The organism is Mesorhizobium sp. M8A.F.Ca.ET.207.01.1.1 (assembly GCF_004794715.1).
Taxonomy (GTDB): Bacteria; Pseudomonadota; Alphaproteobacteria; order Rhizobiales; family Rhizobiaceae; genus Mesorhizobium.
Map to the genome: position 1 here is coordinate 426902 of NZ_SRUS01000001.1, position 22996 is coordinate 449897.

At 64.0% G+C, this 22996-nt stretch carries 14 protein-coding genes; 8 read left to right on the top strand and 6 right to left on the bottom strand.

Annotated elements, in window-relative coordinates:
* Nucleotides 1–2: 2 nt before the first annotated feature.
* From EN850_RS02115 to aztA, 4 genes are all read right to left on the bottom strand, one after another.
* Entirely contained in the window at nucleotides 3–425 is a 423-nt protein-coding gene (locus EN850_RS02115; protein WP_136090499.1) for a YeeE/YedE family protein, read from the bottom strand.
* 153 nt (nucleotides 426–578) lie between these two features.
* A complete protein-coding gene (aztC, locus tag EN850_RS02120; protein WP_136090500.1) occupies nucleotides 579–1517 on the bottom strand; it encodes a zinc ABC transporter substrate-binding protein AztC in 939 nt (312 codons plus the stop codon).
* A gap of 26 nt (nucleotides 1518–1543) precedes the next feature.
* Complete coding sequence (gene aztB, locus EN850_RS02125; RefSeq protein ID WP_136090501.1) at nucleotides 1544–2419, bottom strand: zinc ABC transporter permease AztB; 876 nt, start codon at nucleotides 2417–2419, stop codon at nucleotides 1544–1546.
* Nucleotides 2419–3231 (bottom strand): zinc ABC transporter ATP-binding protein AztA, encoded by an 813-nt coding sequence (aztA, locus tag EN850_RS02130; protein ID WP_136090502.1) that lies wholly within the window; start codon nucleotides 3229–3231, stop codon nucleotides 2419–2421. The genes aztB and aztA overlap by 1 nt, the downstream gene beginning before the upstream one ends.
* Before the next feature lie 227 nt (nucleotides 3232–3458).
* Here aztA and EN850_RS02135 point away from each other — a divergent pair, with 227 nt between their 5' ends.
* Nucleotides 3459–3803, top strand: coding sequence for a RidA family protein (locus EN850_RS02135; RefSeq protein ID WP_136090503.1), 345 nt, complete (start codon nucleotides 3459–3461; stop codon nucleotides 3801–3803).
* A 39-nt stretch (nucleotides 3804–3842) separates the two neighbouring features.
* Here EN850_RS02135 and hutC read toward each other — a convergent pair whose 3' ends face one another.
* Both hutC and EN850_RS02145 read right to left on the bottom strand, forming a co-directional pair.
* A complete protein-coding gene (gene hutC / locus EN850_RS02140; RefSeq protein ID WP_136090728.1) occupies nucleotides 3843–4583 on the bottom strand; it encodes a histidine utilization repressor in 741 nt (246 codons plus the stop codon).
* A gap of 11 nt (nucleotides 4584–4594) precedes the next feature.
* Nucleotides 4595–5950, bottom strand: coding sequence for a formimidoylglutamate deiminase (locus EN850_RS02145; RefSeq protein WP_136090504.1), 1356 nt, complete (start codon nucleotides 5948–5950; stop codon nucleotides 4595–4597).
* Between the two features lie 98 nt (nucleotides 5951–6048).
* Between EN850_RS02145 and hutI the strand changes: the two genes are divergently transcribed.
* The 7 genes from hutI to EN850_RS02180 all read left to right on the top strand — a co-directional run bounded on the left by hutI (nucleotide 6049) and on the right by EN850_RS02180 (nucleotide 22934).
* Nucleotides 6049–7281 carry an imidazolonepropionase gene (gene hutI, locus EN850_RS02150; RefSeq protein ID WP_136090505.1) on the top strand — a complete coding sequence of 411 codons (1233 nt, stop codon included), beginning with the start codon at nucleotides 6049–6051 and terminating at the stop codon, nucleotides 7279–7281.
* Nucleotides 7278–8813: a histidine ammonia-lyase gene (hutH, locus tag EN850_RS02155; RefSeq protein WP_127280648.1), complete on the top strand. Its 1536-nt coding sequence runs from the start codon at nucleotides 7278–7280 to the stop codon at nucleotides 8811–8813. Before hutI ends, hutH begins: the two co-directional genes overlap by 4 nt.
* Nucleotides 8810–9625, top strand: a complete 816-nt coding sequence (gene hutG / locus EN850_RS02160) for an N-formylglutamate deformylase (protein ID WP_127869666.1) — start codon at nucleotides 8810–8812, stop codon at nucleotides 9623–9625. The genes hutH and hutG overlap by 4 nt, the downstream gene beginning before the upstream one ends.
* Before the next feature lie 28 nt (nucleotides 9626–9653).
* The gene (gene hutU, locus EN850_RS02165; RefSeq protein ID WP_135883659.1) at nucleotides 9654–11324 is read left to right on the top strand and encodes a urocanate hydratase; all 1671 of its coding nucleotides are present in this window, start codon (nucleotides 9654–9656) and stop codon (nucleotides 11322–11324) included.
* A gap of 11 nt (nucleotides 11325–11335) precedes the next feature.
* Nucleotides 11336–11914, top strand: a complete 579-nt coding sequence (locus tag EN850_RS02170; protein ID WP_135932205.1) for a HutD family protein — start codon at nucleotides 11336–11338, stop codon at nucleotides 11912–11914.
* Nucleotides 11915–12203: 289 nt separating this feature from the next.
* Nucleotides 12204–20789, top strand: coding sequence for a glucoamylase family protein (locus EN850_RS02175; protein WP_136090506.1), 8586 nt, complete (start codon nucleotides 12204–12206; stop codon nucleotides 20787–20789).
* A 372-nt stretch (nucleotides 20790–21161) separates the two neighbouring features.
* Nucleotides 21162–22934, top strand: a complete 1773-nt coding sequence (locus EN850_RS02180; protein ID WP_136090507.1) for a glucan ABC transporter ATP-binding protein/ permease — start codon at nucleotides 21162–21164, stop codon at nucleotides 22932–22934.
* Nucleotides 22935–22996: the final 62 nt, after the last annotated feature.

Genomic DNA, 22996 nt, shown 5'->3' on the forward strand with positions numbered 1-22996 from the left:
GGTTAGTCCCCGACGACGTGGCGGATGATGAAGACGGTGATTAATGCGGTGACCATGAAGGTCGCGACGGCGGCCATCGAGCGTGGTGACAGGCGCGCAATGCCGCAAATGCCATGCCCGCTCGGACAGCCACCGCCGAAATGCACGCCGATGCCGACCACGAAGCCACCGACAACGAGGGACAGCGTTGGCAGCGGCACGCTGAAGGCAATATGTCCGCCAACAGTCCGATAGAGGAGCGGCGCCACGACTGCGCCAATGAGAAACGCGGCTCGCCAGCCCCAATCCGGGGCAAGCGGCGGAATGACCCCTGTTAGGATACCGGTCATCCCGGCAATCCGTCCATGCAACGCCATCAGGAGCACCGCCGACAGGCCGATGAGGGCACCGCCGAGCAGCGACTGGAAGGGCGTGAAATCTGTCATGGCAGTGCCGGCCTCAATCTGCGCTTCATGCGCGTCCCGCGCGGATCGACATCATAGCGCAGATGGACGTTGCCAGCGAAGATTCTGACTCGGATTGCCCAGAGGGGAATGAAAAAAGGCGGAGACTGGCTCCGCCTTTCGAGAACGCTCTTCTCAGCTGCCGAGAATGGCGCCTTTGATCTGGCGGATGTTGTTGTGCATCATGTCGATGTAGGTCGAGCCGGGGCCATCGGGCTGCGACAGCGCATCCGAATAGAGCGTGCCGCCCACCTTGATGCCGGTCTCGCTGGCGATCTGTTCGATCAGGCGCGGATTGGTGATGTTCTCGACGAAGATCGCCGACGCCTTGTCCTGCTTCACCTGCTCGACCAGTTTGGCGACATCGGCGGCCGACGGCTCGGAATCGGTCGAGATGCCTTGCGGGGCAAGGAAAGTCAGGCCGTATTCATGCTCGAAATAGCCGAAGGCGTCATGCGAGGTGATGACGACGCGCTTTGCCTCGGGGATCGACTGGATCGCCGCCTTGACCTCGCCTTCCAGCGCATCGAGTTTCTTGGTGTAGGTGGCGGCATTGGTCTGGTAACCGACGCAGCCGTCGGAATCGGCCGCACAGAACGCTTCGGCGATGTTCTTCACATAGATCTTGGCATTGGCGATCGACTGGAAGGCATGCGGGTCGGTGACGGTCTTGCCGCCGCCGGTGCCGGCACCTTCGGCCGCGTCGGCGTCGGCGAACTCAGGCTTGAAATCGATCGGCGTCACCCCCTTGGTCAAGGTGATGATCGAGGCCTTGGTGGCGCTGGCATCGACCAGCCGCTGCAGGAAACCTTCGAAATGCAGGCCGTTGACCAGGACGATGTCGGCCTTGGCCATGGCCACCGCGTCGGCAGGGCTCGGCTCATAGACATGGGCGTCACCGTCCGGCCTGACAATGGTGGTGATGTCGACGCGGTCGCCGCCGACATTTTTGGCGAAATCCGCAATGACCGTGAAGCTGGCGACCACTTTCAGCGGCTCGGCGAAGGCCGATGAAGCTCCAAAGGCTAATGTTATAACGCTCATCGCCAGGGCGGCGCAGAGTGATTTCAGCATGGTTGGGTCTCCTTTGGGGCGGGGGATCAGGCCGTTCTGTGACGGTGATGGACGATGCGGGCGCGCAGAATGCCGCGCGTGCCAAACAGGATAGAGGTGAAATAGACGACGCCGGCCGACAGGATGATGGCCGGGCCTGACGGCAATGACGCATGGTAGGACAGGAGCAGCCCGGCAATGCAGGAGGCAAAGCCGATCAGCACGGCCAGCACGCACATCGGCTCGACGCGCGCCGTCCAGAAGCGCGCGGCTGCCGCCGGCAACATCATCAATCCGACCGATAGAAGCGTGCCGAGCGCCTGGAAGCCGCCAACGAGATTGAGGACGACGAGACCGAGGAAGATGAAATGCACCGGGCTGCCGATGCGGCTGACCGAACGCAGGAACAGCGGGTCAAGGCATTCCGCGACCAGGGCCCGCCAGAAGATAGCAAGGCTGACCAGCGTCACCGCGACGATGCCGCCGATCAGCGTCAAAGCCTCGTTGTTGAGCGCCAGCACCGTGCCGAACAGAACATGCATGAGGTCGACGCTGGAGCCGCGGATCGACACCATCAGCACGCCGATGGCGAGCGAAATCAGGTAGAAGGCCGCCATCGAGGCGTCCTCGCGCTGAATGGTGAAGCGCGAGACGGCACCGGCGCCGAGCGCCACGATGATGCCGGCGATCAGGCCGCCAATGGTCATCGGCAGGATTTCGAGGCCGTAGAACAGGAAGCCGGCGGCCGCCCCCGGCAGGATGGCGTGCGCCATCGCGTCGCCCGACAGGCTCATGCGCCGCAGCATCAGGAAGACGCCGATCGGGCAGGCGCCGAGCGACAGCATCAGCGAGCCGAAAAGCGCACGCTGCATGAAACCGAAATCGGCGAAAGGCGCGATGAAAAGGCCGTAGAGCGCGTCCATCAGGCAGCCCTCGGACCGGCGCCGTGGTGATGGTCGTGATCGTGGCCGTCATGATGATGATCATGATCATGAGCGTGCTCGTCAGGCTCGCACCAGGGTGCATTCTCCTCCCAGGCTTCGTGGAAGCGGCGCGCGCGCAACAGGTTCTCCGGCTTCAGCGTCTCCCGGGTCTCGCCCCAGGCTACTGGCTGGCGGGCAAGCAGCAGTGTTTCGGGAAAATTCTGGCGCACAAGATCCAGATCATGGACCACCACCATGATGGTGCGCTCCTCGCCGTGCCAGCGCTTGATCAGGGCAATGAGGTCACCGACCGTCTTGGCGTCGACCGCGTTGAAGGGCTCGTCGAGCAGGATCAGGTCGGCATCCTGCAACAGCACTCGGGCAAACAGCGTGCGCTGCAACTGGCCGCCCGACAGCGTGTCGATCGGCCGCTTCTCGAAGCCGCCAAGGCCGACTGCCATCAAAGCCTGGCTGACGGTCTCGCGATCCTCCTTGGTGTAGCGGCCAAGCATGCCGCGCTTCGGCCACAGGCCGAGCGAGACCAGATCGACGACGCGGGCGGGAAAGGAGCGATCAAGCTCCGATTGCTGCGGCAGGTAGGCCGCCCGCACGCCCGGCGCGCGGATAACCTCGCCGGCCATCGGCTTCAACACCCCAACGATACCTTTCATCAGCGTCGACTTGCCGGAACCATTGGCGCCGACCACGGCCGTCAGCGAGCCCTTGCGGATTGCCCCATCGAGATGGTGGATCGCCGGATGGCTGTTGTAGCCCAGCGTCAGGTCACGGAATGTCAGGCAGGTCTGGGTCATATCGTTCCGTTGGCCAAACGTGGCTGCAGGCAGGTCGCTTGGATATGTGATGTTATTACATTAGTCAACAAGCCAATCCGGCGGAACTGCGACGCGGTGGTCAACTCGCCGTGTACGCGCCTGGCCCTGGATGGAACGATTGGCTCAAACGGTTTCGGTTCAGGCGGCCTTGCTCGAAGCGGACGGCGACTCTAAAGAGGCGCGACCACAACGGAAGGAACCTCGCAATGAGCATTCGTCGCATCGATGTTGGCCCGCGCATGAGCCAGATCGTCATCCACGGCACCACAGTCTACCTGGCCGGCCAGGTCGGCGAACCCGGCGGCAACGTCGCCTCGCAGACCCGCGACATCCTTGCGACCATCGATGGGTTGTTGGCCAAGGCCGGCACCGACAAGACCAAGATCGTCCAGGCGATCATCTGGCTGGCCGACATGGGCACCTTCGCCGAGATGAATTCCGAGTGGGACAAGTGGGTGCCGCAGGGCCACACGCCCGCCCGCGCCACCGGCGAGGCAAAGCTTGCCGGCCCCGAATATCTGGTCGAGATCATTATTACAGCTGCGCTGTAAAGGCGCTGCAACTGCTGATCTCCCCAAAGGGAGATCAGCTTACCCCTGCGACGGCGTGAACCTCGCCACCAGCGTATGGCTTTCCGCTGGATAGATGAAGCGCACATGGGTAACCGGGTGCTCGGCGCTCCAGGTGCGACGTTCGACCACCAGGCACGGCGCGCCGGGATCGATGTCGAGCGCGTCGGCGACGGTCTCGTCGGCTGCCATGGCGCGTATCCGGTGCTCGGCTTCGCTCCACGGCACGCGGCCGATCAGCCAAGGCCCGGCGGCGATTTCCAGAAACTCTTCGTCCCCGGCTTCCGAAACCGCTGAAAGATTGATCAGGCGTCGCTCGAGTGCGAATGGCCGTTCGCCGGCAAAATGAAGGCCCTCGAGCCATAGCACTGAACCTGCGGCGGACAGTCCGAGCATTGCCCTGTCCTCCGCATTGCCGCGTCGCTTCAGGCGTTCCAGCCGCTCGTAGCGGTAGGGCAGGCCGAGCGCCTCGACCTCGATCCTGATATCGTGCAGTTCCAGCACGGCTGCCTGCGATTGTGGCTGGCTGACAAAACTGCCCGACCGGCGACGGCGCTCGATGAGACCTGCCTTGGCTAACTGCGACAGAGCCTTGTTCACGGTCATGCGCGAGCATTTGTATTCGGCGGTCAGCTCATGTTCGAACGGGATGCGGTGGCCGGGCGCCCAGGTGCCCGACAGGATTTTTTCGCGGATGTCGGAAAGGATGCGCTGATGCAGCGAGACGGTTTCGCTGTCGTCTATCTCCGTCGGTTCGGCCATGGTCATCTAGTTCATCCCTCGGAAAGCGCCGTCATCACGCTGCCAAACCGTTCGGCGATGGCCTCGCGCCTGGCATGCCTGCCGCCGCTGACCTGTTTCTTGCCATGCACCCAGACGCAGTCGACCTTGCTGCCATTGGCGAAAATCCAGGCGTCGAGGATCGCGTCTCCGGTCTTGCCGGCCAGCGAAGGGTTCTTGGCGTCGAGCGAGACGAGATCGGCTGATGAACCAGGCGCGATTTGCGATGCGCCGGCGCCAAGCGCGACGCTGCCGCCTTCGATCGCTGCATCGAACAGCGCGCGGCCCGTCGAGCCACCGGCTACCGCAAGCACATTGCGGGCGCGGTGCGCGAGGCGCTGCGAATATTCGAGCTGGCGCAATTCGTCGGGCAGGCCGATCAGCACGTTGGAATCGGAACCGACGCCGAAGCGGCCGCCATGCTCCCTGAACAACGGCGCGGCAAAGGTGCCGTCGCCGAGATTGGCCTCCGTGATCGGGCAAAGGCCGGCAATGGCGCCGCTTTTGGCCATGCCGATGGTTTCGGCGTCCGTCATATGGGTGGCGTGGATCAGGCACCAGCGCTGATCGACATCGGCAGCCCCAAGCAGAAATTCGACTGGGCGCGCGCCGGACCAGGCAAGACAATCGTCTACTTCTTTCACCTGCTCGGCGACATGGATGTGGATCGGCCCGTTTGGCGCCATGGCGGCAACCGCCGTGAGTTCGTCTGGCGTCGCGGCGCGTAGACTGTGCGGGGCGACGCCGACGACAGCTTGATTCAACGCGCGAACCGATTCGCGGCTTTTCTCAACAAGCCGGGCGAACTCATCCACTTCGTTGACGAATCGCCTCTGGCCTTCGTTTGGCGCGGCACCACCGAAGGAGGAATGCGCGTAAAACACCGGCAGCAGCGTCAGGCCGATACCCGTTTCGCCGGCCGCGGCAGCGATGCGCTCGGCCATCTCGGCAGGGTTGGCGTAAGGTTTTCCGTCGCGGTCATGATGGAGATAGTGAAACTCGCCGACACGGGAAAACCCGGCCTCCAGCATTTCGACATAGAGCTGCGCCGCCACCGCCTCGACCTGGTCTGGAGTCATCGACAGCGCGAAGCGGTACATCACCTCGCGCCAGCTCCAGAAACTGTCGGCGGAGGGACCGCGCAACTCGGCAAGCCCGGCCATGCCGCGCTGGAACGCGTGGCTGTGCAGATTGGGCATGCCCGGCAGGAGAATGGCATGGCGCTCGTCACCTGCCGACGCGGTGCCCCCCGGCTCCACGGCGGTAATGCGCCCGTTGGCGAAAGTGATGCGCACATTGTCGTTCCAGCCATTGGGGAGAAGCGCCTGTTCCGCAAAGATATAGGTCACTTTTCTCTCCACTTCCCGGTCTCGCATGCGATGATGGCACTTGCAGTGCGTTTCAATATGTATATACATAATCGCCACCGATTGAAACGGAAAAGATGATGGCTGTAGAGAGCAAAAGCCGGGCAGGGGGGCTTCGCCTGTGGCGCAATGCGCGTCTGGCGACCATGGCTGAAAATTCTGCCGATCTTGGTATCGTTGAGCATGGTGCGCTGGCCGCGCGTGATGGCCGCATTGTCTATGCCGGTCCGGAATCCGAGATGCCCTCGGGGCTTGCCCAAGGCGAGATCATCGATTGCGAAGACCGCTGGATCACACCCGGCCTGATCGACTGCCACACCCATCTCGTCCATGCCGGCAACCGTGCCAACGAATTCGAGATGCGGCTGGCCGGCGCCTCCTATGAGGAAGTCGCCAGGGCAGGCGGCGGCATCGTCTCGTCGGTCAAATCCTTGCGTGCCGCCAGCGAGAGCGACCTGGTCGCCCAGACGCTGCCGCGCCTCGATGCGCTGATGGCGGAAGGCGTCACCACCGTAGAAATAAAGTCGGGCTATGGACTCGATCTCGAAAACGAGAAGAAATCGCTGCGCGCCGCGCGACAGCTGGGCAATGAACGCCCGGTGACGGTCCGCACCACATGTCTCGCAGCCCATGCGCTGCCGCCCGAAGCCAAGGGCGACAAGGACGCTTTCATCGATCTCGTCGTCAAAACGATTCTTCCCGGCGTCGCCGCAGAAGGCTTGGCTGATGCCGTCGACGGGTTCTGTGAAGGCATTGCCTTTTCGCCCGAGCAGATAGCGCGGGTCTTCGATGTCGCCAAGGCGGCTGGCTTGCCCGTCAAACTCCACGCCGACCAGCTGTCCAACCTGCACGGCGCTGAACTTGCCGCCCGCTATGGTGCGCTTTCGGCCGACCATCTCGAATACACCGACGAGGCGGGCGCCATGGCGATGGCCAGGGCGGGAACCGTGGCGACGATCCTGCCCGGCGCCTACTACTTCATCCGCGAGACCAAGAAGCCGCCGATCGGCCTCTTCCGCCAGCATGGCGCGAAAATGGCTGTCGCCACCGACAACAATCCCGGCACCTCGCCGCTGACCTCGTTGCTTCTGACCATGAACATGGCAGCGACCCTGTTCGGCATGACGGTCGACGAATGTCTCGTCGGCGTCACCCGCGAGGCCGCGCGTGCGCTGGGACTGCTCGACGAGACCGGCACGCTGGAGGCTGGAAAATCCGCCGACCTGGCGATCTGGGACATCGAGCGCCCCGCCGAACTCGTCTACCGCATGGGCTTCAACCCGCTGCATGCACGCATCTGGAGAGGACAATGACCGAACTGACCTTGAAGCCCGGCAATGCCACGTTGGCCGACTGGCGCGCCATCTACCGTGGCGCCGTGCCCAAACTGGACGACGCCTGCCGGCCAAAGATCAAGGCAAGCGCCGAGGCCGTTGCCAGGATCGTTGCCAAGGGCGAGCCGGTCTATGGCATCAACACCGGCTTCGGCAAGCTGGCCAGCGTGCGCATCCCGGCCGAAGATCTCGAGACCCTGCAGCGCAACATCGTTCTGTCGCATGCCGCGGGCGTCGGCGAGCCGATGCCAGTCGCCGTTGCCCGGCTGATGATGGCGCTGAAACTTGCAAGCCTCGCGCAGGGTGCGTCCGGCGTGCGCTCGCAAACCATCGAGTTGCTTGAAGCGATGCTCGCCAACGACGTCATCCCGGTGGTGCCGGCGCAGGGCTCGGTCGGCGCCTCCGGCGACCTTGCCCCGCTGTCGCACATGACGGCGGTGATGATCGGTGTCGGCGAATGCTTTACCCCGCATGGCCGTTTTCCGGCCAAGGTCGCCTTCGTCTCGCACGGGCTGGAGCCCGTGACATTGGGCGCCAAGGAAGGTCTGGCGCTGCTCAATGGCACGCAGTTTTCGACGGCCTATGCGCTGGCCGCTCTGTTCGAGGCCGAAGTGCTCTACCAGTCGGCGCTTGTCGCCGGCGCGCTGTCGACCGACGCGGCAAAGGGTTCCGACGCACCCTTCGATCCTCGCATTCATCTGTTGAGAAAGCATCGCGGCCAGATCGAGACCGCGGACGCACTGCGCAATTTGATGGCCGGCAGCGCCATCCGCGAGTCGCACCGGGTCGGCGACGAGCGTGTGCAGGATCCCTATTGCTTGCGTTGCCAGCCGCAAGTCATGGGCGCCGCGATCGATGTCCTGCGCAAGGCCGCCGATACGCTCGAAACCGAGGCCAATGGCGTCACCGACAATCCGCTGATCTTCGCCGAGGACGATACCGCGCTTTCGGGCGGCAATTTCCACGCCGAGCCGGTGGCTTTCGCCGCCGACATGATCGCGCTTGCCGTCTGCGAGATCGGCTCGCTGTCGGAACGCCGCATCGCCATGCTGGTCGACCCCGCGCTGTCGGGCATGCCCGCCTTCCTGACGCCCAAGCCCGGCCTGAACTCCGGCTTCATGATCCCGCAGGTGACGGCGGCGGCACTCGTTTCGGAAAACAAGCAGAAAGCCTATCCGGCATCAGTCGATTCCATCCCGACCTCTGCCAACCAGGAAGACCATGTTTCGATGGCCGCGCATGGCGCGCGCCGGCTGATCGGCATGGTCGAGAATGCGACTGCGGTGATCGGAATCGAATTGCTGGCCGCCGCCCAAGGCTGCGATTTCCATCAGCCGCTGGCCTCGAGCGCAGCGCTCGAAGCCGTGCGCAAGCTGGTTCGCGCCGAGGTGCCGCATCTCGACAATGACCGGCACTTCCACCCCGACATGGAAAAGGCGATCGCCATGGTGCGCAGCGGCGCGGCCGTGGAGGCGGCAGGCGCGGTGGCGCTGCCGGGGATTGCGCGATGACACCTTCCTGGCTGACAATAAAACAAGGCACGGCACCGCTGCTTGTGTCGATCCCACACACCGGCATCGACCTCGCCGGCCTCGAAAACCGGCTGGTGTCGCCATGGCTCGGTCGTCGCGATTGCGACTGGTGGATCGACAATCTCTATGATTTCGCCGCCGGTCTCGGCGCCACGGTCGTGCACACCGCCATCTCGCGCACCGTCATCGACGTCAACCGCGATCCTTCCGGCGCCTCGCTCTACCCCGGTCAGGCAACCACCGGCCTATGCCCGACCGAAACCTTCGACGGCGATCCGCTCTATCGCGACGGCGAAGAGCCGGGCCCGTCTGAGATCGACGAGCGCCGCGAGAAGTTCTTTGCACCCTATCACGCCGCCTTGCGGGCCGAGATCGACAGGTTGCGCGCCTTGCATGGCAAGATTGTCCTCTACGACTGCCATTCGATCCGCTCGGTGCTGCCACGGCTGTTCCAGGGCAGACTGCCGGTGTTCAATCTCGGCACGAATGACGGCAAGAGCGCCGATCCGATGCTGCAGGCGACCGTCAGCCAGATCATGGCCGAAACCGGCGAAACCTTTGTCGTCAACGGCCGCTTCAAGGGCGGGTGGATCACGCGCCATTTCGGTCAGCCTCTTCAGGGCGTGCATGCGCTGCAGATGGAACTCTCCAACCGCGGCTATATGCGCGAGCCCGAAGGGAAGGGCACGCCGGACAATTGGCCGGTACCCTACGATGCGGCGTTCGCCGCGCCGATCCGTGCCACGCTGACGCAGATTCTCCAAACCGCCATTGACTGGGCCGGGCGCTGACGCGCCGCCTCATCCGAAAGGGACAATGATGAACAACCCTCGCCACAATATCCGCGAAGTGCGCGCGCCGCGCGGTGACAAGCTCAACGCCCGGTATTGGACGACCGAGGCGCCGCTGCGCATGCTGATGAACAATCTCGACCCTGATGTCGCCGAGAATCCCAACGAACTGGTCGTCTATGGCGGCATCGGCCGGGCGGCGCGCACCTGGAACGATTTCGATCAAATCGTTGCGTCGCTGAAGACGCTTGGCCAGGACGAGACGCTGCTGGTGCAGTCCGGCAAGCCGGTCGGTGTGTTTCGTACCCACCCGGACGCGCCGCGCGTGCTGATCGCCAACTCCAACCTGGTACCGCACTGGGCGACCTGGGAGAAATTCAACGAGCTCGATAAGAAGGGCCTGATGATGTACGGCCAGATGACGGCCGGCTCCTGGATCTATATCGGCACGCAAGGCATCGTGCAGGGCACCTACGAAACCTTCGTCGAGGCCGGCCGCCAGCATTATGGCGGCAATCTCAAGGGAAAATGGATCCTGACCGGCGGCCTTGGCGGCATGGGCGGCGCCCAGCCATTGGCTGCCGTCATGGCCGGCGCCTGCTGTCTGGCAATCGAATGCAATCCCGATTCGATCGATTTCCGCCTGCGCACCCGCTATGTCGACGAGAAGGCCGAGACGCTCGACGAGGCCATGGAAATGATCGAGCGCTGGACTAAGGCCGGCGAGGCGAAGTCCGTCGGCCTGCTTGGCAACGCCGCCGAGATCGTGCCCGAAATGTTCAAGCGCGGCATCCGCCCTGATATGGTCACCGACCAGACCTCGGCGCACGACCCCATCAATGGCTATCTGCCGAAGGGCTGGACGATGGCCGAGTGGCGCGAAAAGCGTGTCAGCGACCCCAAGGCGGTCGAGAAGGCGGCCCGCGCCTCCATGCGCGAGCATGTCGAGGCGATGGTGGCGTTCTGGAACGCCGGCGTGCCGACGCTCGACTACGGCAACAACATCCGTCAGGTCGCCAAGGACGAAGGTTTCGAGAACGCCTTTGCCTTCCCCGGTTTCGTGCCGGCCTACATCCGTCCGCTCTTTTGCCGCGGTATCGGCCCGTTCCGTTGGGCTGCACTCTCCGGCGATCCGGAGGATATCTACAAGACCGACGCCAAGGTACGCGAACTTACTCCCGGCAACACCCATCTGCACAATTGGCTCGACATGGCGCGCGAGCGCATTTCCTTCCAGGGCCTGCCGGCGCGCATCTGCTGGGTCGGTCTCGGCGACCGGCACAGGCTGGGTCTTGCCTTCAACGAGATGGTGGCCAAGGGCGAGCTCAAGGCGCCCGTCGTCATCGGCCGCGATCACCTCGATTCGGGTTCGGTCGCTTCGCCAAATCGCGAGACGGAATCGATGAAGGACGGTTCCGACGCGGTCTCCGACTGGCCGCTGCTCAACGCGCTGCTCAACACAGCTTCGGGCGCCACCTGGGTGTCGCTGCACCATGGCGGCGGCGTCGGCATGGGCTTCTCCCAGCATGCCGGCATGGTCATCGTCGCCGACGGCACGCCTGACGCGGCAAGACGTCTGGAGCGGGTGCTGTGGAACGACCCGGCGACCGGCGTCATGCGCCACGCCGATGCCGGCTATGACATCGCCATCGAATGCGCCAAGGAGCACCAGCTCAACCTGCCCGGCATTCTCGGGTAACGGCTGACGTGATGCGCATCCTTCGCGCCGCCGATTACCGCGTCATGCCGTGGAAGAACGGCGGCGGCACGACGACCGAGATCGCCGTCTCGCCCGACGGCGCGGGGCTCGACGATTTCGACTGGCGCGTCTCGATGGCCCGGGTCGAAGGCAGCGGGCCGTTCTCCAGCTTTGCCGGCATCGACCGCACGCTGTCGGTGCTGGAGGGCGAGGGGATCGTGCTTGATGTCGCGGGCCGTCCGCCGGAGCGGATGACAGCGGCTTCCCAGCCATTTTCCTTTCCAGCCGACCAGCCGACGCGTGCCGCGCTGATCGCCGGCCCGATCACCGATCTCAACGTCATGACCCGCCGCGGCCGCATGTTGCATCAGGTCGAGCGTCTGGCGATTTCGACGCCCGTGGAAATCCCGACCGAGGCCGGTCCCACCCTCATCCTTTGTCACAGGGGCCATGCCATTTTCCCCGGCGCCGCGCCCATTCGTCTCGGGCCGCTCGACGCCCTGCTGCTCGGACCTGATGCCTCTGTCTTGCGGGTTCAGCCCGCACCGGATGCGATCCTTTTCGTGATCCGGATAATCGCTGCCGCCTGACGCGTTTGGCGCCAACGGTTACCGCCTGTTTCCAAACATGATCGCGACGCCGGCGAAATATAGCGTAAGCTGGCGGTGGCATCACGAAAAAGCCCGAATCCTCCCCGTCGATCGGTCCTGACGGGAGCGAGGGGCGCTCGTCTTTGAGTTTGCTCGAAAGATGACGCCCTGTCGTGGTGCGGAAACAAACTTTCGGCATAGGGGTTGATGCAACCGATTGCATTTGAACCGGTTTTAGGGCCATTGCCGTGGCGGTGATGCCGCTGAGTGCCCGCTTACGGAATTTTCAATGAATATTCAGACGAACCCAGCCCAGATCGAGAAGACAAGCGCGAGCTTCCCAGCCATCACGGAAGAGCCGATAAGATCGACATTCCTGCCGGAGGAACGGCTCCGGCTGCTCGGCGAAAGCCTGGCCAAGGGCGATCTGACGGACCTGTTCGGACTGATACCATTCGACTTCCAGGCCCGCATCCGTGACAGCGCCAAGAAGATCCTCGAAGTCTACCGGTCGACCAACGCCGCGCAGGCGAGGGGCGAAACCATCACGCCGGCCGCGCAATGGCTGCTCGACAACAACTACCTGATCGAGGAAACCATTTTCCAGGTCAAACGCGACCTGCCGCGCCGCTTCTACCGGCAATTGCCGACGTTGAAACTGCCCGACGGCGGCACCGTGCCGCGCGCATTGGCGCTGGCCTGGACCTATGTCGCGCATTCGGACAGTTCCGTCTCGGCGACCATGTTCAAGTCCATCGTCCAGGGTTTTCAGTCGGTCGAGCCGCTGAAGATCGGCGAACTCTGGGCCCTGCCGTCACTGCTGCGCTTCGTGCTGATCGAGAACCTCCGCCGCCTGGCGGTCAGGGTCAACCGCACCCGTCAGATGCGCCAGATCGCCAACGACGTGGCCGACAAGGTGCTTGCGACCGACGACAATCCGGATCGGCAGGCAATTCTCGCCAACTTCAGCGCGCATGCGCAGGACACCACCTTCGCCACTCAGCTTCTCTATCGTCTGCGTGACGGATCGCAGAACGCCGGCAAGGCGCTGGAGTGGCTGGAAGGCGAACTCGAAAAGACCGGCTCGGATGCCGAGGAAATCATCATTTCCGAGCACCAGACGCTGTCCAGCGGCAATGTGACCACCGGCAACATCGTGCGCGGTCTGCGCCTCATCAACGACGTCGACTGGACGGTGTGGTTCGAAGGCGTCAGCCGCATCGATACCGTGCTGCGCGAGCGCACCGATTTCGCCGCGCTCGACTTCTTCTCGCGCGATCAGTACCGCACCGCGATCGAGGAACTGGCACGCCGCTCGAACCTGTCGGAGTACCGTGTCGCCGAAAAAGCCATCGAACTGGCCGGCCACGCCGCCGGTGAAACCGTCGCGGAGGGCGTTGAAGGAGCTGATGCCCAGGCAGCATCCGCTCATACCGACGTCGGTTTCTATCTCGTTGGCCCGCGCCGGCTGGAGCTGGAAAAGGCGATCGAGTACCGGCCTACGGTCAGCCAGACGGTCAAGCGGACCTTCGCCAAGACGGGCTGGCTTGGCATCGTGCTCCCCGTCTTCGCGCTGACCGCCCTGCTGCTCGTCCTGTCCGGCAACGCCCTTTCCAATCTCGGCCTGTCGGTGCCGTCGATCGTGCTGATGCTGGCTCTGTTTGCCGTGCCGGCCAGCGAAGGCGCGCTCGCTTTCTTCAACACCGTGGTCTCGCTGTTCCTCAAGCCGACTCGCCTGATCGGTTACGACTACAGGCACGGCGTGCCGCCCGAGGCGCGTACCCTGGTGGTCGTGCCGTCGCTGATCGGCTCGCGTGACGATGTCGAGGAAAACATCCGCAACATCGAAGTGCACTATCTTGCCAATCTGGCGGACGAGATCCATTTCGCGCTGCTTTCGGATTGGCCCGACAGCAAGATCGAGATCGATGCGGCGGACACTGAGATTCTCGACTTCGCCCGCGCCGAAATCGCTCGCCTCAACGCACGCTATCCCTCCGAAGGCGCCCCGCGCTTCTATATCCTGCACCGCCGCCGGCTCTACAATGCGGCTCAAGGGTGCTGGATGGGCTGGGAACGCAAGCGCGGCAAGCTGCACGAGCTCGACCTCTTGCTGCGCGGCGACAGCGATACCACCTTCCTACCACTCGAAGTGCCGCTGCCGGAAAAAGTCGTCCATGTGATGACGCTCGACGCCGATACCCGCACCACCCGCGATGCCGTATCGAGCCTTGTCGGCAAGCTTTGCCATCCGCTCAACCGCCCGCATTTCGACGCCACCAGGCGTGTCGTAACCGCCGGCTACACCATCCTGCAGCCGCGTATCACCGCTTCACTCACCAGCGGCGACGAAGCCTCGTTCTTCCAGCGCGTGTTCTCGGCCAATCGCGGCCTTGATCCTTACGTCTTCGCTGTTTCGGACCTCTATCAGGACGTCTTCAGCGACGGGTCCTTCACCGGCAAGGGCCTCTATCATGTCGATGCCTTCGAGGCCGCCTTGCAGGGCCGCATCGAGGAAAACACCATCCTCAGCCACGATCTGCTCGAAGGCGCTCTGGCGCGCGCCGCACTGGTCACCGACGTCGAACTTGTCGAGGACTACCCGACCCGCTACTCGGTCGACGCCTCGCGCCACCATCGCTGGGCGCGCGGCGACTGGCAGCTTTTGGGATACATCTTCAACCCCCGTTCCGGCGTTCCGGCCTTGTCGCGCTGGAAGATGGTCGACAATCTGCGCCGCTCGCTGACGCCGATCTTCTGGGTGATGGCGGCGATCGCCGGCTGGACCTTGCTGCCCTTCACGCAGGCCGCGCAGTGGCAGGCCTTGCTGATCCTCAGCCTGTTCATGGCGCCGACCTTCGACGTGGTCAACGCCATCCTGCCCAAGAGCGGCGACCAGACGCCGCGCGGCCATTTCTCGGCGCTGGCGCGCGACGTCGCCTTCGGCACCGCCATGGTGGCACTGAAGATCGTGCTGATGGCACACAACGCCTGGATGATGGGCGACGCCATCGTGCGCACGCTCTACCGGCTGTTCGTCAGCCGGCAGAACCTCCTGGAATGGCGCACCGCCTCGCAGGCGCACAAGGCCGGCGACAACGACGTCGGCTCCTACTACGGCATGATGTATGGCGCCGTGATCATCGGCTTTGTCGGCCTCGCCATTCCGGTGCTGGCCGATTCCACCGGTGCCTTCGTCGCCTTCTTCTTTGCCTTGTTCTGGATCGGCTCGCCGGCGATCGCCAGCTGGATCAGCCGCTCCGCCGAAACCGAGGACCGGCTGCGTATATCGCAGGCCGATATTCACACCCTGCGCACCGTGGCGCGGCGCACCTGGCATTATTTCGAGAGCTTCGTGACGGCCGAACATCACAATCTGCCGCCGGACAATTTCCAGGAGAGCCCCGCGCCCGTCGTGGCGCCCCGCACCTCGCCGACCAATGTCGGCGTCTACCTGCTCTCGGTCGTCTCGGCGCGCGATTTCGGCTGGATCAGCCTGTCCGATGCCATCACCCGCATCGATGCCACCATGACGACCATCGAGAGCATGCCGCGCAGCCGCGGCCATCTCTTCAACTGGTACGACACCACGACCCTGAAGCCGCTCTACCCGCTCTATATCTCGGCTGTCGACAGCGGCAATCTCGCCGGTCACCTGGTGGCGGTGGCGGCGGCCTGCGCCGAATGGGCGGAAGCCCCTTCCGTCCACCTGCAGGGTGATTTCGAAGGCATTCTCGACACCGTGACCATCCTGAGCGAAAGCCTAGATGAATTGCCTGACGATCGCCGTCAGTTGCGCCCATTGCGCCAACGCCTCGTCGATCGCCTCGACGGCATGCGGCGCGCCGTCGACACGATCAAGGCACAGCCGGAAATGGCCTCGATCCGCACCATCAACTTGGCGGTGCTGGCCGGTGAAATCCGCAAGCTCGCCACCGCCATTCACACCGAGGCCGCATCGCCGCAGAGTGACGTCATCGTCGACTGGGCGGCAAGGCTCGAAGCCACCTGCGAGGCGCACGTCCATGACGCCCACAGCGACGAAAACGCGGTCGAGGCTCTGCGTGCCAAGCTGCTCACCTTGCGCGAGCGCACCCGTCGTTTCGCCTTCGAGATGGAGTTCGCCTTCCTGATGCGGCCGGAGCGCAAGCTTTTGTCGATCGGCTACCGGGTCGAAGAACATCAGCTCGACGAAAGCTGCTACGACCTTCTCGCCTCCGAGGCGCGGCTGACCAGCCTGTTCGCCATCGCCAAGGGCGATCTGCCGACCGAGCACTGGTTCAGGCTCGGCCGCCCCATCGTCGAGATCGGCTTCCAGGGCGCGCTGATGTCGTGGTCCGGCTCGATGTTCGAGTACCTGATGCCGCCGCTGGTGATGAAGGAACCGCAAGGCTCGATCCTCAACCAGACCAGCAAGCTGATCATCAAGCGCCAGATGCAGTACGGCCGCCAGAAGAACGTGCCGTGGGGGATCTCGGAAGCAGCCTACAATGCCCGCGACCGCGAACTGACCTATCAGTACACCAATTTCGGCGTGCCGGGGCTGGGGCTGAAGCGCGGCCTTGGCCAGAACACGGTGATCGCACCTTACGCGACGATCATGGCGGCGCAGTTCAACCCGCGCGAAGCGGTGCAGAATCTGGCCCGGCTGCGCGAGATCGGCGCGCTTGGCCGCCATGGCTATTATGATGCGGTCGACTTCACCCCGCAGCGCGTGCCGGAAGGCACCAACCACGCGGTCGTGCTGAATTACTATGCCCACCATTCGGGCATGTCGATCGCCGCCGTCGCCGACGCCATTTTCGAAGGTCGCCTGCGTGATCGCTTCCACAGCGATCCAGTCATCGAATCAGCCGAACTGCTGCTGCAGGAGAGGGCGCCGCGCGACATTCCGACCGCCACCGTCCGCACCGAGGCCGACGAACGCTCCAAGGACGAGACCGAAACCGAGAGCCCTGACACCCGCATTGTGCTCGATCCCGTGCGGGCGCTGCGTTCGACCAATGTGATGTCGAACGGCCGCTATTCCGTCATGGTGACCGCGACCGGCTCCGGCTACAGCCGCTGGGGCGATCTGTCAGTGACCCGCTGGCAGCCGGATCCGGTCGAGGACCGCCTGGGCTCATACATCTTCCTGCGTGACGTCAGCACTGGCGACTGGTGGTCGGCAACGGCGGAGCCAAGGCGCGCGCCCGAGGAAAAGACGCAGACCCTGTTTTCCGATGACAAGGCGAGCTTCGTCAAATCGGCCGGCACGCTACGCTCGGAGGTCGAATGCATCGTCGTTTCCGAAGGCAATGGCGAAGGCCGCCGCATAACGCTCTACAATGAGAGCACATCCGACCGTCACATCGAAGTGACGTCCTTTGCCGAGCTGGTTCTGGGATCGGAGGCTTCCGACAACGCGCATCCGGCCTTCTCGAAAATGTTCGTGGAAACGGAAATCGCCGCCAACAATGGCGCGATCTTCGCCACGCGACGCAAGCGCGAAACCAGCGAGCCCGATGTCGCCCTGGTGCATTTCGTCACCGATCCGTCGGGGCCGGCTCGTGATGCCGAGGCCGAGACCGACAGGCGCGCCTTCATCGGCCGTGGCCGCACCATCGTCGATGCCGCCGCCTTCGATCCAGGCGCCAGGCTGGGCGGCCATTCCGGCTTCACGCTCGATCCCATCGCCTCGCTGCGCCGTCAGGTGCGCGTGCCCGCCAACAAGAAGATATCGCTGACCTTCTGGACCGTCGTCGGGGCCAACCGCGCCGAGCTGGAGGAGGCCATAAACCGGCTCGACCATCAGGAGAGCTTTGCCCGCCAGGCCATGCTTGCCTGGACACGCAGCCAGGTGCAGACCCGCCATATGGGCCTAAGCCTGACCGATGCGGCCAATGTGCAGAAACTGGCGCGCTATCTGATCTATCCCGATCCGTTCCTGCGGCTGCCGGCCGAGTCCATCGCTTCTGGATTGGGCAAGCAGTCGAGCCTGTGGCCGACCAGCATTTCGGGCGATTACCCGATCTTCCTGGTCAGGATCGGCGACGTCGCCGATCTGGAGATCGTTGCCCAGGCGTTGCGCTTCCAGGAATATATGCGCACCCGCGGTATGATGATCGACTTCGTCGTCGTCAACGAGCAGGCCTCGTCCTATGTCCAGGATCTGCAGCGCGCGGTCGAAACGCTGTGCGAAAACAGCCGCTTGCGCGGCAAGGAACTCGGACCCCGCCAGCACATTTTCGCGGTGCGCCGCGACCTGATGGAGGAGACCACCTACAAGACGCTGCTCGCCGTCGCCCGGGTTGTGCTGCATACGCGCAACGGCACCATCTTCGACCAGATCGAACGAGCCGAGGCGGCCGCACTGCAGGCGCGCGATGGCCTGCAGCCGGCAGGATTTCCAGGCCCGCGCGAAATTCCTGCGCCCGTACAGATGCATGCATTCGCCTCGCAGGCGGTGGCCGATGTCAGCGCCGATGGCTCCGGCCTCAGCCAGTGGAACGGTTTCGGCGGCTTCGACGGCGACGGGCGGCACTATGTGGTGCGCCTGGCTGGCCGACGCACCACGCCGCAGCCCTGGATCAATGTCGTCTCCAACGCCTCGTTCGGCTTCCATACCTCGGCCGAGGGCGCGGCCTTCACCTGGAGCCGCAACAGCCGTGACTACCAGTTGACGCCGTGGTCGAACGACCCGGTCTCCAACCGACCGGGCGAGGGCATCTATATCTACGACCAGGCCAGCGGCAGGGCGTTCTCGCCGATCACCGCGGTGGTGCGCGATCCCTCGATGACCTACGAAGCCTGGCACGGCCAGGGCTTCTCGACCTTCCGCTCGAAGCGCGGACCGTTGTCGATGGACTTGACGCACGTCGTCGATCCCATCGATCCGGTGAAGATCACGCGGCTGCGCATCCAGAATTCCGGCCCGGTACCGGCCCGGCTGCGCGTCTATGCCTATGCCGAATGGGTTCTTGGCGGGCATCGGTCGCGCACCGCGGCAACCATAGTGCCATCCCGTGACGGTGCCACCGGCGCGCTGCTCGCGCAAAATCCCTACGGGCTCGATTTCAGCGAGCGCGTGGCCTTCCTCGCCGCCGACACCGGTGTCCACTCGGTGACGACTGACCGGGCCGAGTTCCTCGGCCGGCACGGGTCCAGCGAGTTGCCGCAGGCAGTGCTGAGCGGTTCGGCCCTGTCGGGTCGCGTCGAAGCCGGAGATGATCCTTGCGCGGCGATCGCCCGCGACATCGAAATCCCCGCTGGTGGCGACGTCACGCTGATCTGGCTGCTCGGCGACGCCGAGTCTCCGGCGCAGGCGAGCGCGCTGGTGCAGAAGCACCGGGGCAAGGATTTCGACCAGCGCCTGGCCGACAATGAGCGCGAATGGCGCGCCTTCCTCGACACCATCCAGGTCGAGACGCCGGACAAGGCACTCGATGCCATGGTCAATCACTGGCTGCCCTATCAGAGCCTTGCCTGCCGCATCCGCGCCCGCTCGGCCTTCTATCAGGCAAGCGGCGCCTTCGGCTTCCGCGACCAGTTGCAGGACACACTCGCCCTGCTGGCGCATGATCCGACGCTGGCGCGCGACCAGATCCTCAATGCCGCGCGGCGGCAGTTCCCGGAAGGCGACGTGCAACATTGGTGGCTGCCGCGCACCGGCGCCGGCGTACGCACCCTGATCTCCGACGACGTGGTGTGGCTCGCCCACGCCACGGCCCGCTATCTCATGGTGACCGGCGACGCCACAATCCTGAAGGAGCAACTGCCCTTCCTCGACGGACAGGCGCTGGGTGAAGGCGAGCACGACGCCTTCTTCACTCCGGAAATCTCGAAGAAGACGGTGTCGCTCTACGATCACTGCGCGCGTGCGCTCGACCTTGCCATCAAGCGCAGCAGTCCAGCCGGCCTGCCGTTGATCCTCGGCGGCGACTGGAACGACGGCATGAACCGTGTCGGCGAGCATGGCAAGGGCGAGAGCGTGTGGCTGGGCTGGTTCCTGCTGAAGACGTTGGGCGACTTCGCCGCGGTCGCCAAGACCGAGGGCGACACCAAGCGCGCGCAGGCCTGGGCAAAGCATGCCGAAGCCCTGAAGCGGGCACTCGAAAGCACGGCATGGGACGGCGAATGGTACCGGCGCGGCAGCTTTGACGACGGCACGCCTTTGGGATCACGCACATCGCAGGAGTGCAAGATCGACTCCATTGCTCAGTCCTGGAGCGTGCTTTCGGGCGAGGGCGACCCGGCGCGGTCGACCACGGCGATGCAGCAGGCGACGAAGCTGCTCGTCGACGATCATCTCAAGATCGTAAAGCTGTTCACGCCACCCTTCTCGAAGACGGACAAGGATCCCGGCTACATCAAGAGCTACCCGCCTGGCGTGCGCGAGAATGGCGGCCAGTACACCCATGCGGCCACCTGGTTCGTCATTGCGCTGGCGGAGATGGGGCAGACCGATGAAGCCTATCGCTGCTTCTCGATGCTGAACCCGGTCAACCACGCCTTCGACGAGGCCTCGACCGAGCATTACCGCGTCGAACCCTATGTGGTGGCGGCCGACATCTATGCCGGGGACGACAAGGGAGGGCGCGGCGGCTGGACCTGGTACACCGGCTCGGCGGGCTGGCTTTACCGGGCGGCGGTCGAAGGCATCCTGGGTATCGAACGGCGCGGCAAGCAGATCACGTTCCGGCCGAAGCTGCCCAGTCATTGGGAGGGCTATCAGGCTTCACTCAAGATGCTGGGCGCCGAGATCAAGGTGCAGGTCATTCGGGACAAAAAGACCAAGACGATCTCGCTCGAAGTCAATGGTTCAAAGACAAAATCGGCGTCCTTTGAACCTAAGGCTGGTGGCCAGACCGAGGTCGTGGTCAAGATACCGGCGTAAAATCAACGGGTTGGATCACCGGATCGCGCGTCCTTCGGGACGCGCGAAGCCGCGCCTCGTTACTTGCGCGCGATCCGTGGCGGCGCCGGCTGGGCGCCTTGAAACCGGGCCTCTTCAGCCTGCCGTGATTAAAAATGTGGCAGTGCTCGGCTACTGCCATGATTTTGCCGCAAGGCTGACATTTCACCTTTTATCTCAAACCGTTAGGTGATCACGTCAGATTTCGTATCGTCGTCATCTTTTGTTCGCTAAATGGGAACGGAAGCGATAGACGGGCATTGTTTTGCGACGCATCAACCGTTACGTGTCAGGAAATGGTGCAGTGCACAATATTGGTGTTGGGCACAATAGAGAGTTGGCGGAGTAGCTGAAGTGTCACTTCTGCAGATCTATTGGAGAGCGCTGGGATATCTGGCTGCCGACAAGAAGCGCGTCGCGCTGATCTGTGCGGCCAACGTCGCTCTGGCAGCCATCGCGATCCTCGAGCCGATCCTGTTCGGCCGGGTCATCGACGCGATTTCCACGAAAGGCTCGGTCTTCTCCACGCTTGCCGTGTGGGCCGGCATCGGCGCCTTCAATGTTCTCGCTTTCGTGCTGGTGGCGCGCGGTGCCGACCGGTTCGCGCACGCCCGGCGCAGCGAAGTGCTCTGCCAGTCCTTCGAGCGCGTCATCACCATGCCGCTCGCCTGGCATCATCAGCGCGGCACCTCGAATGCTCTCCACACGCTGCTGCGCGCCGTCGAGACGCTGTTCAGCCTTTGGCTCGAATTCATGCGCCAGCATTTGTCCACCGCTGTTGCGCTCGTCCTGCTGGTTCCGACGGCCCTCAGCATGGACGTGCGCATGTCGATGGTCCTGCTCGTCCTCGGCGTTCTCTATGTCGGCATTGGCCGCTTGGTGATGAAGCGCACGAAGGAAGGCCAGGCCGCCGTCGAGCGCCACTATCACAAGGTTTTCGCGCACGTGACTGACTCGGTGAGCAACGTCGCCGTGCTGCAGAGCTACAACCGTCTTGGCTACGAAGCCGACGCGCTGCGCAGCTACGTCAAGAACCTGCTCGACGCGCAGAACCCGGTGCTCGACTGGTGGGCGATCGCCAATGCGCTCAATCGCCTGTCGTCGACGATCTCGATGATGGTGGTGCTTCTGATCGGCGCCTATCTGGTCACCCACGGCCAGCTGCGCATCGGCGACGTCATCGCTTTCACCGGCTTCGCCACGCTGCTGATCTCGCGGCTCGACCAGATGTCGGCTTTCGCGAACCAGATTTCGGAGGCCCGCGCCAAGCTCGAGGATTTCTACAAGCTCGAGGACTCGGCCGCCGATACCGCCGAGCCGGACGGCCTGCGCGATCTTTCGAATGTCACCGGCCATGTCCGTTTCGAGGATGTCAGCTTCGAGTTCGCCAATTCGGGGCAGGGCGTCAGCGACGTGTCCTTTGAGGTTCAGGCCGGCCAGACCGTCGCCATCGTCGGTCCGACGGGTGCGGGCAAGACCACGCTCATCAACCTGCTGCAGCGCGTGTTCTCGCCGTCCAGCGGCCGTATCCTGATCGACGGCATCGATACCCGCACCGTGACCCGCAAGTCGCTGCGCCATTCGATCGCCACCGTGTTCCAGGATGCAGGGCTGCTCAACCGCTCGATCGAGGACAACATCCGGGTCGGCCGTGCCGACGCCACCAACGACGAGATCCATGCCGCCGCCACCGCGGCTGCGGCGCAGGATTTCATTTTGGCCAAGAGCAATGGCTACGACACGGTGGTCGGCGAACGTGGCGGCCAGCTGTCTGGCGGCGAGCGCCAGCGCATCGCCATTGCCCGTGCCGTGCTGAAGGATGCGCCGATCCTGGTGCTCGACGAGGCGACGAGCGCGCTCGACGTCGAGACCGAGGATCGCGTCAAGGAAGCGATCGACGAATTGCGCCGCGACCGCACCACCTTCATCATCGCCCACCGCCTGACCACCGTCCGCGACGCCGATCTGGTCGTGTTCATGGACAAGGGCAAGGTGGTCGAGATGGGTGGCTTCGCCGAATTGTCGCTGCGCAACGGCCGTTTCGCCAGCCTGCTGCGCGCCGGCGGCCTGCTCAACGACGAGGAAGTCCGCCGCCTCAGCCGCTCCGTTCAGGGCGAGGCCGCCTGAGCAGTTGATGGTTCTCGCCTTCTCCCGAATGGGAGAAGGCGAGGCCCGCGACACCGCCGCTC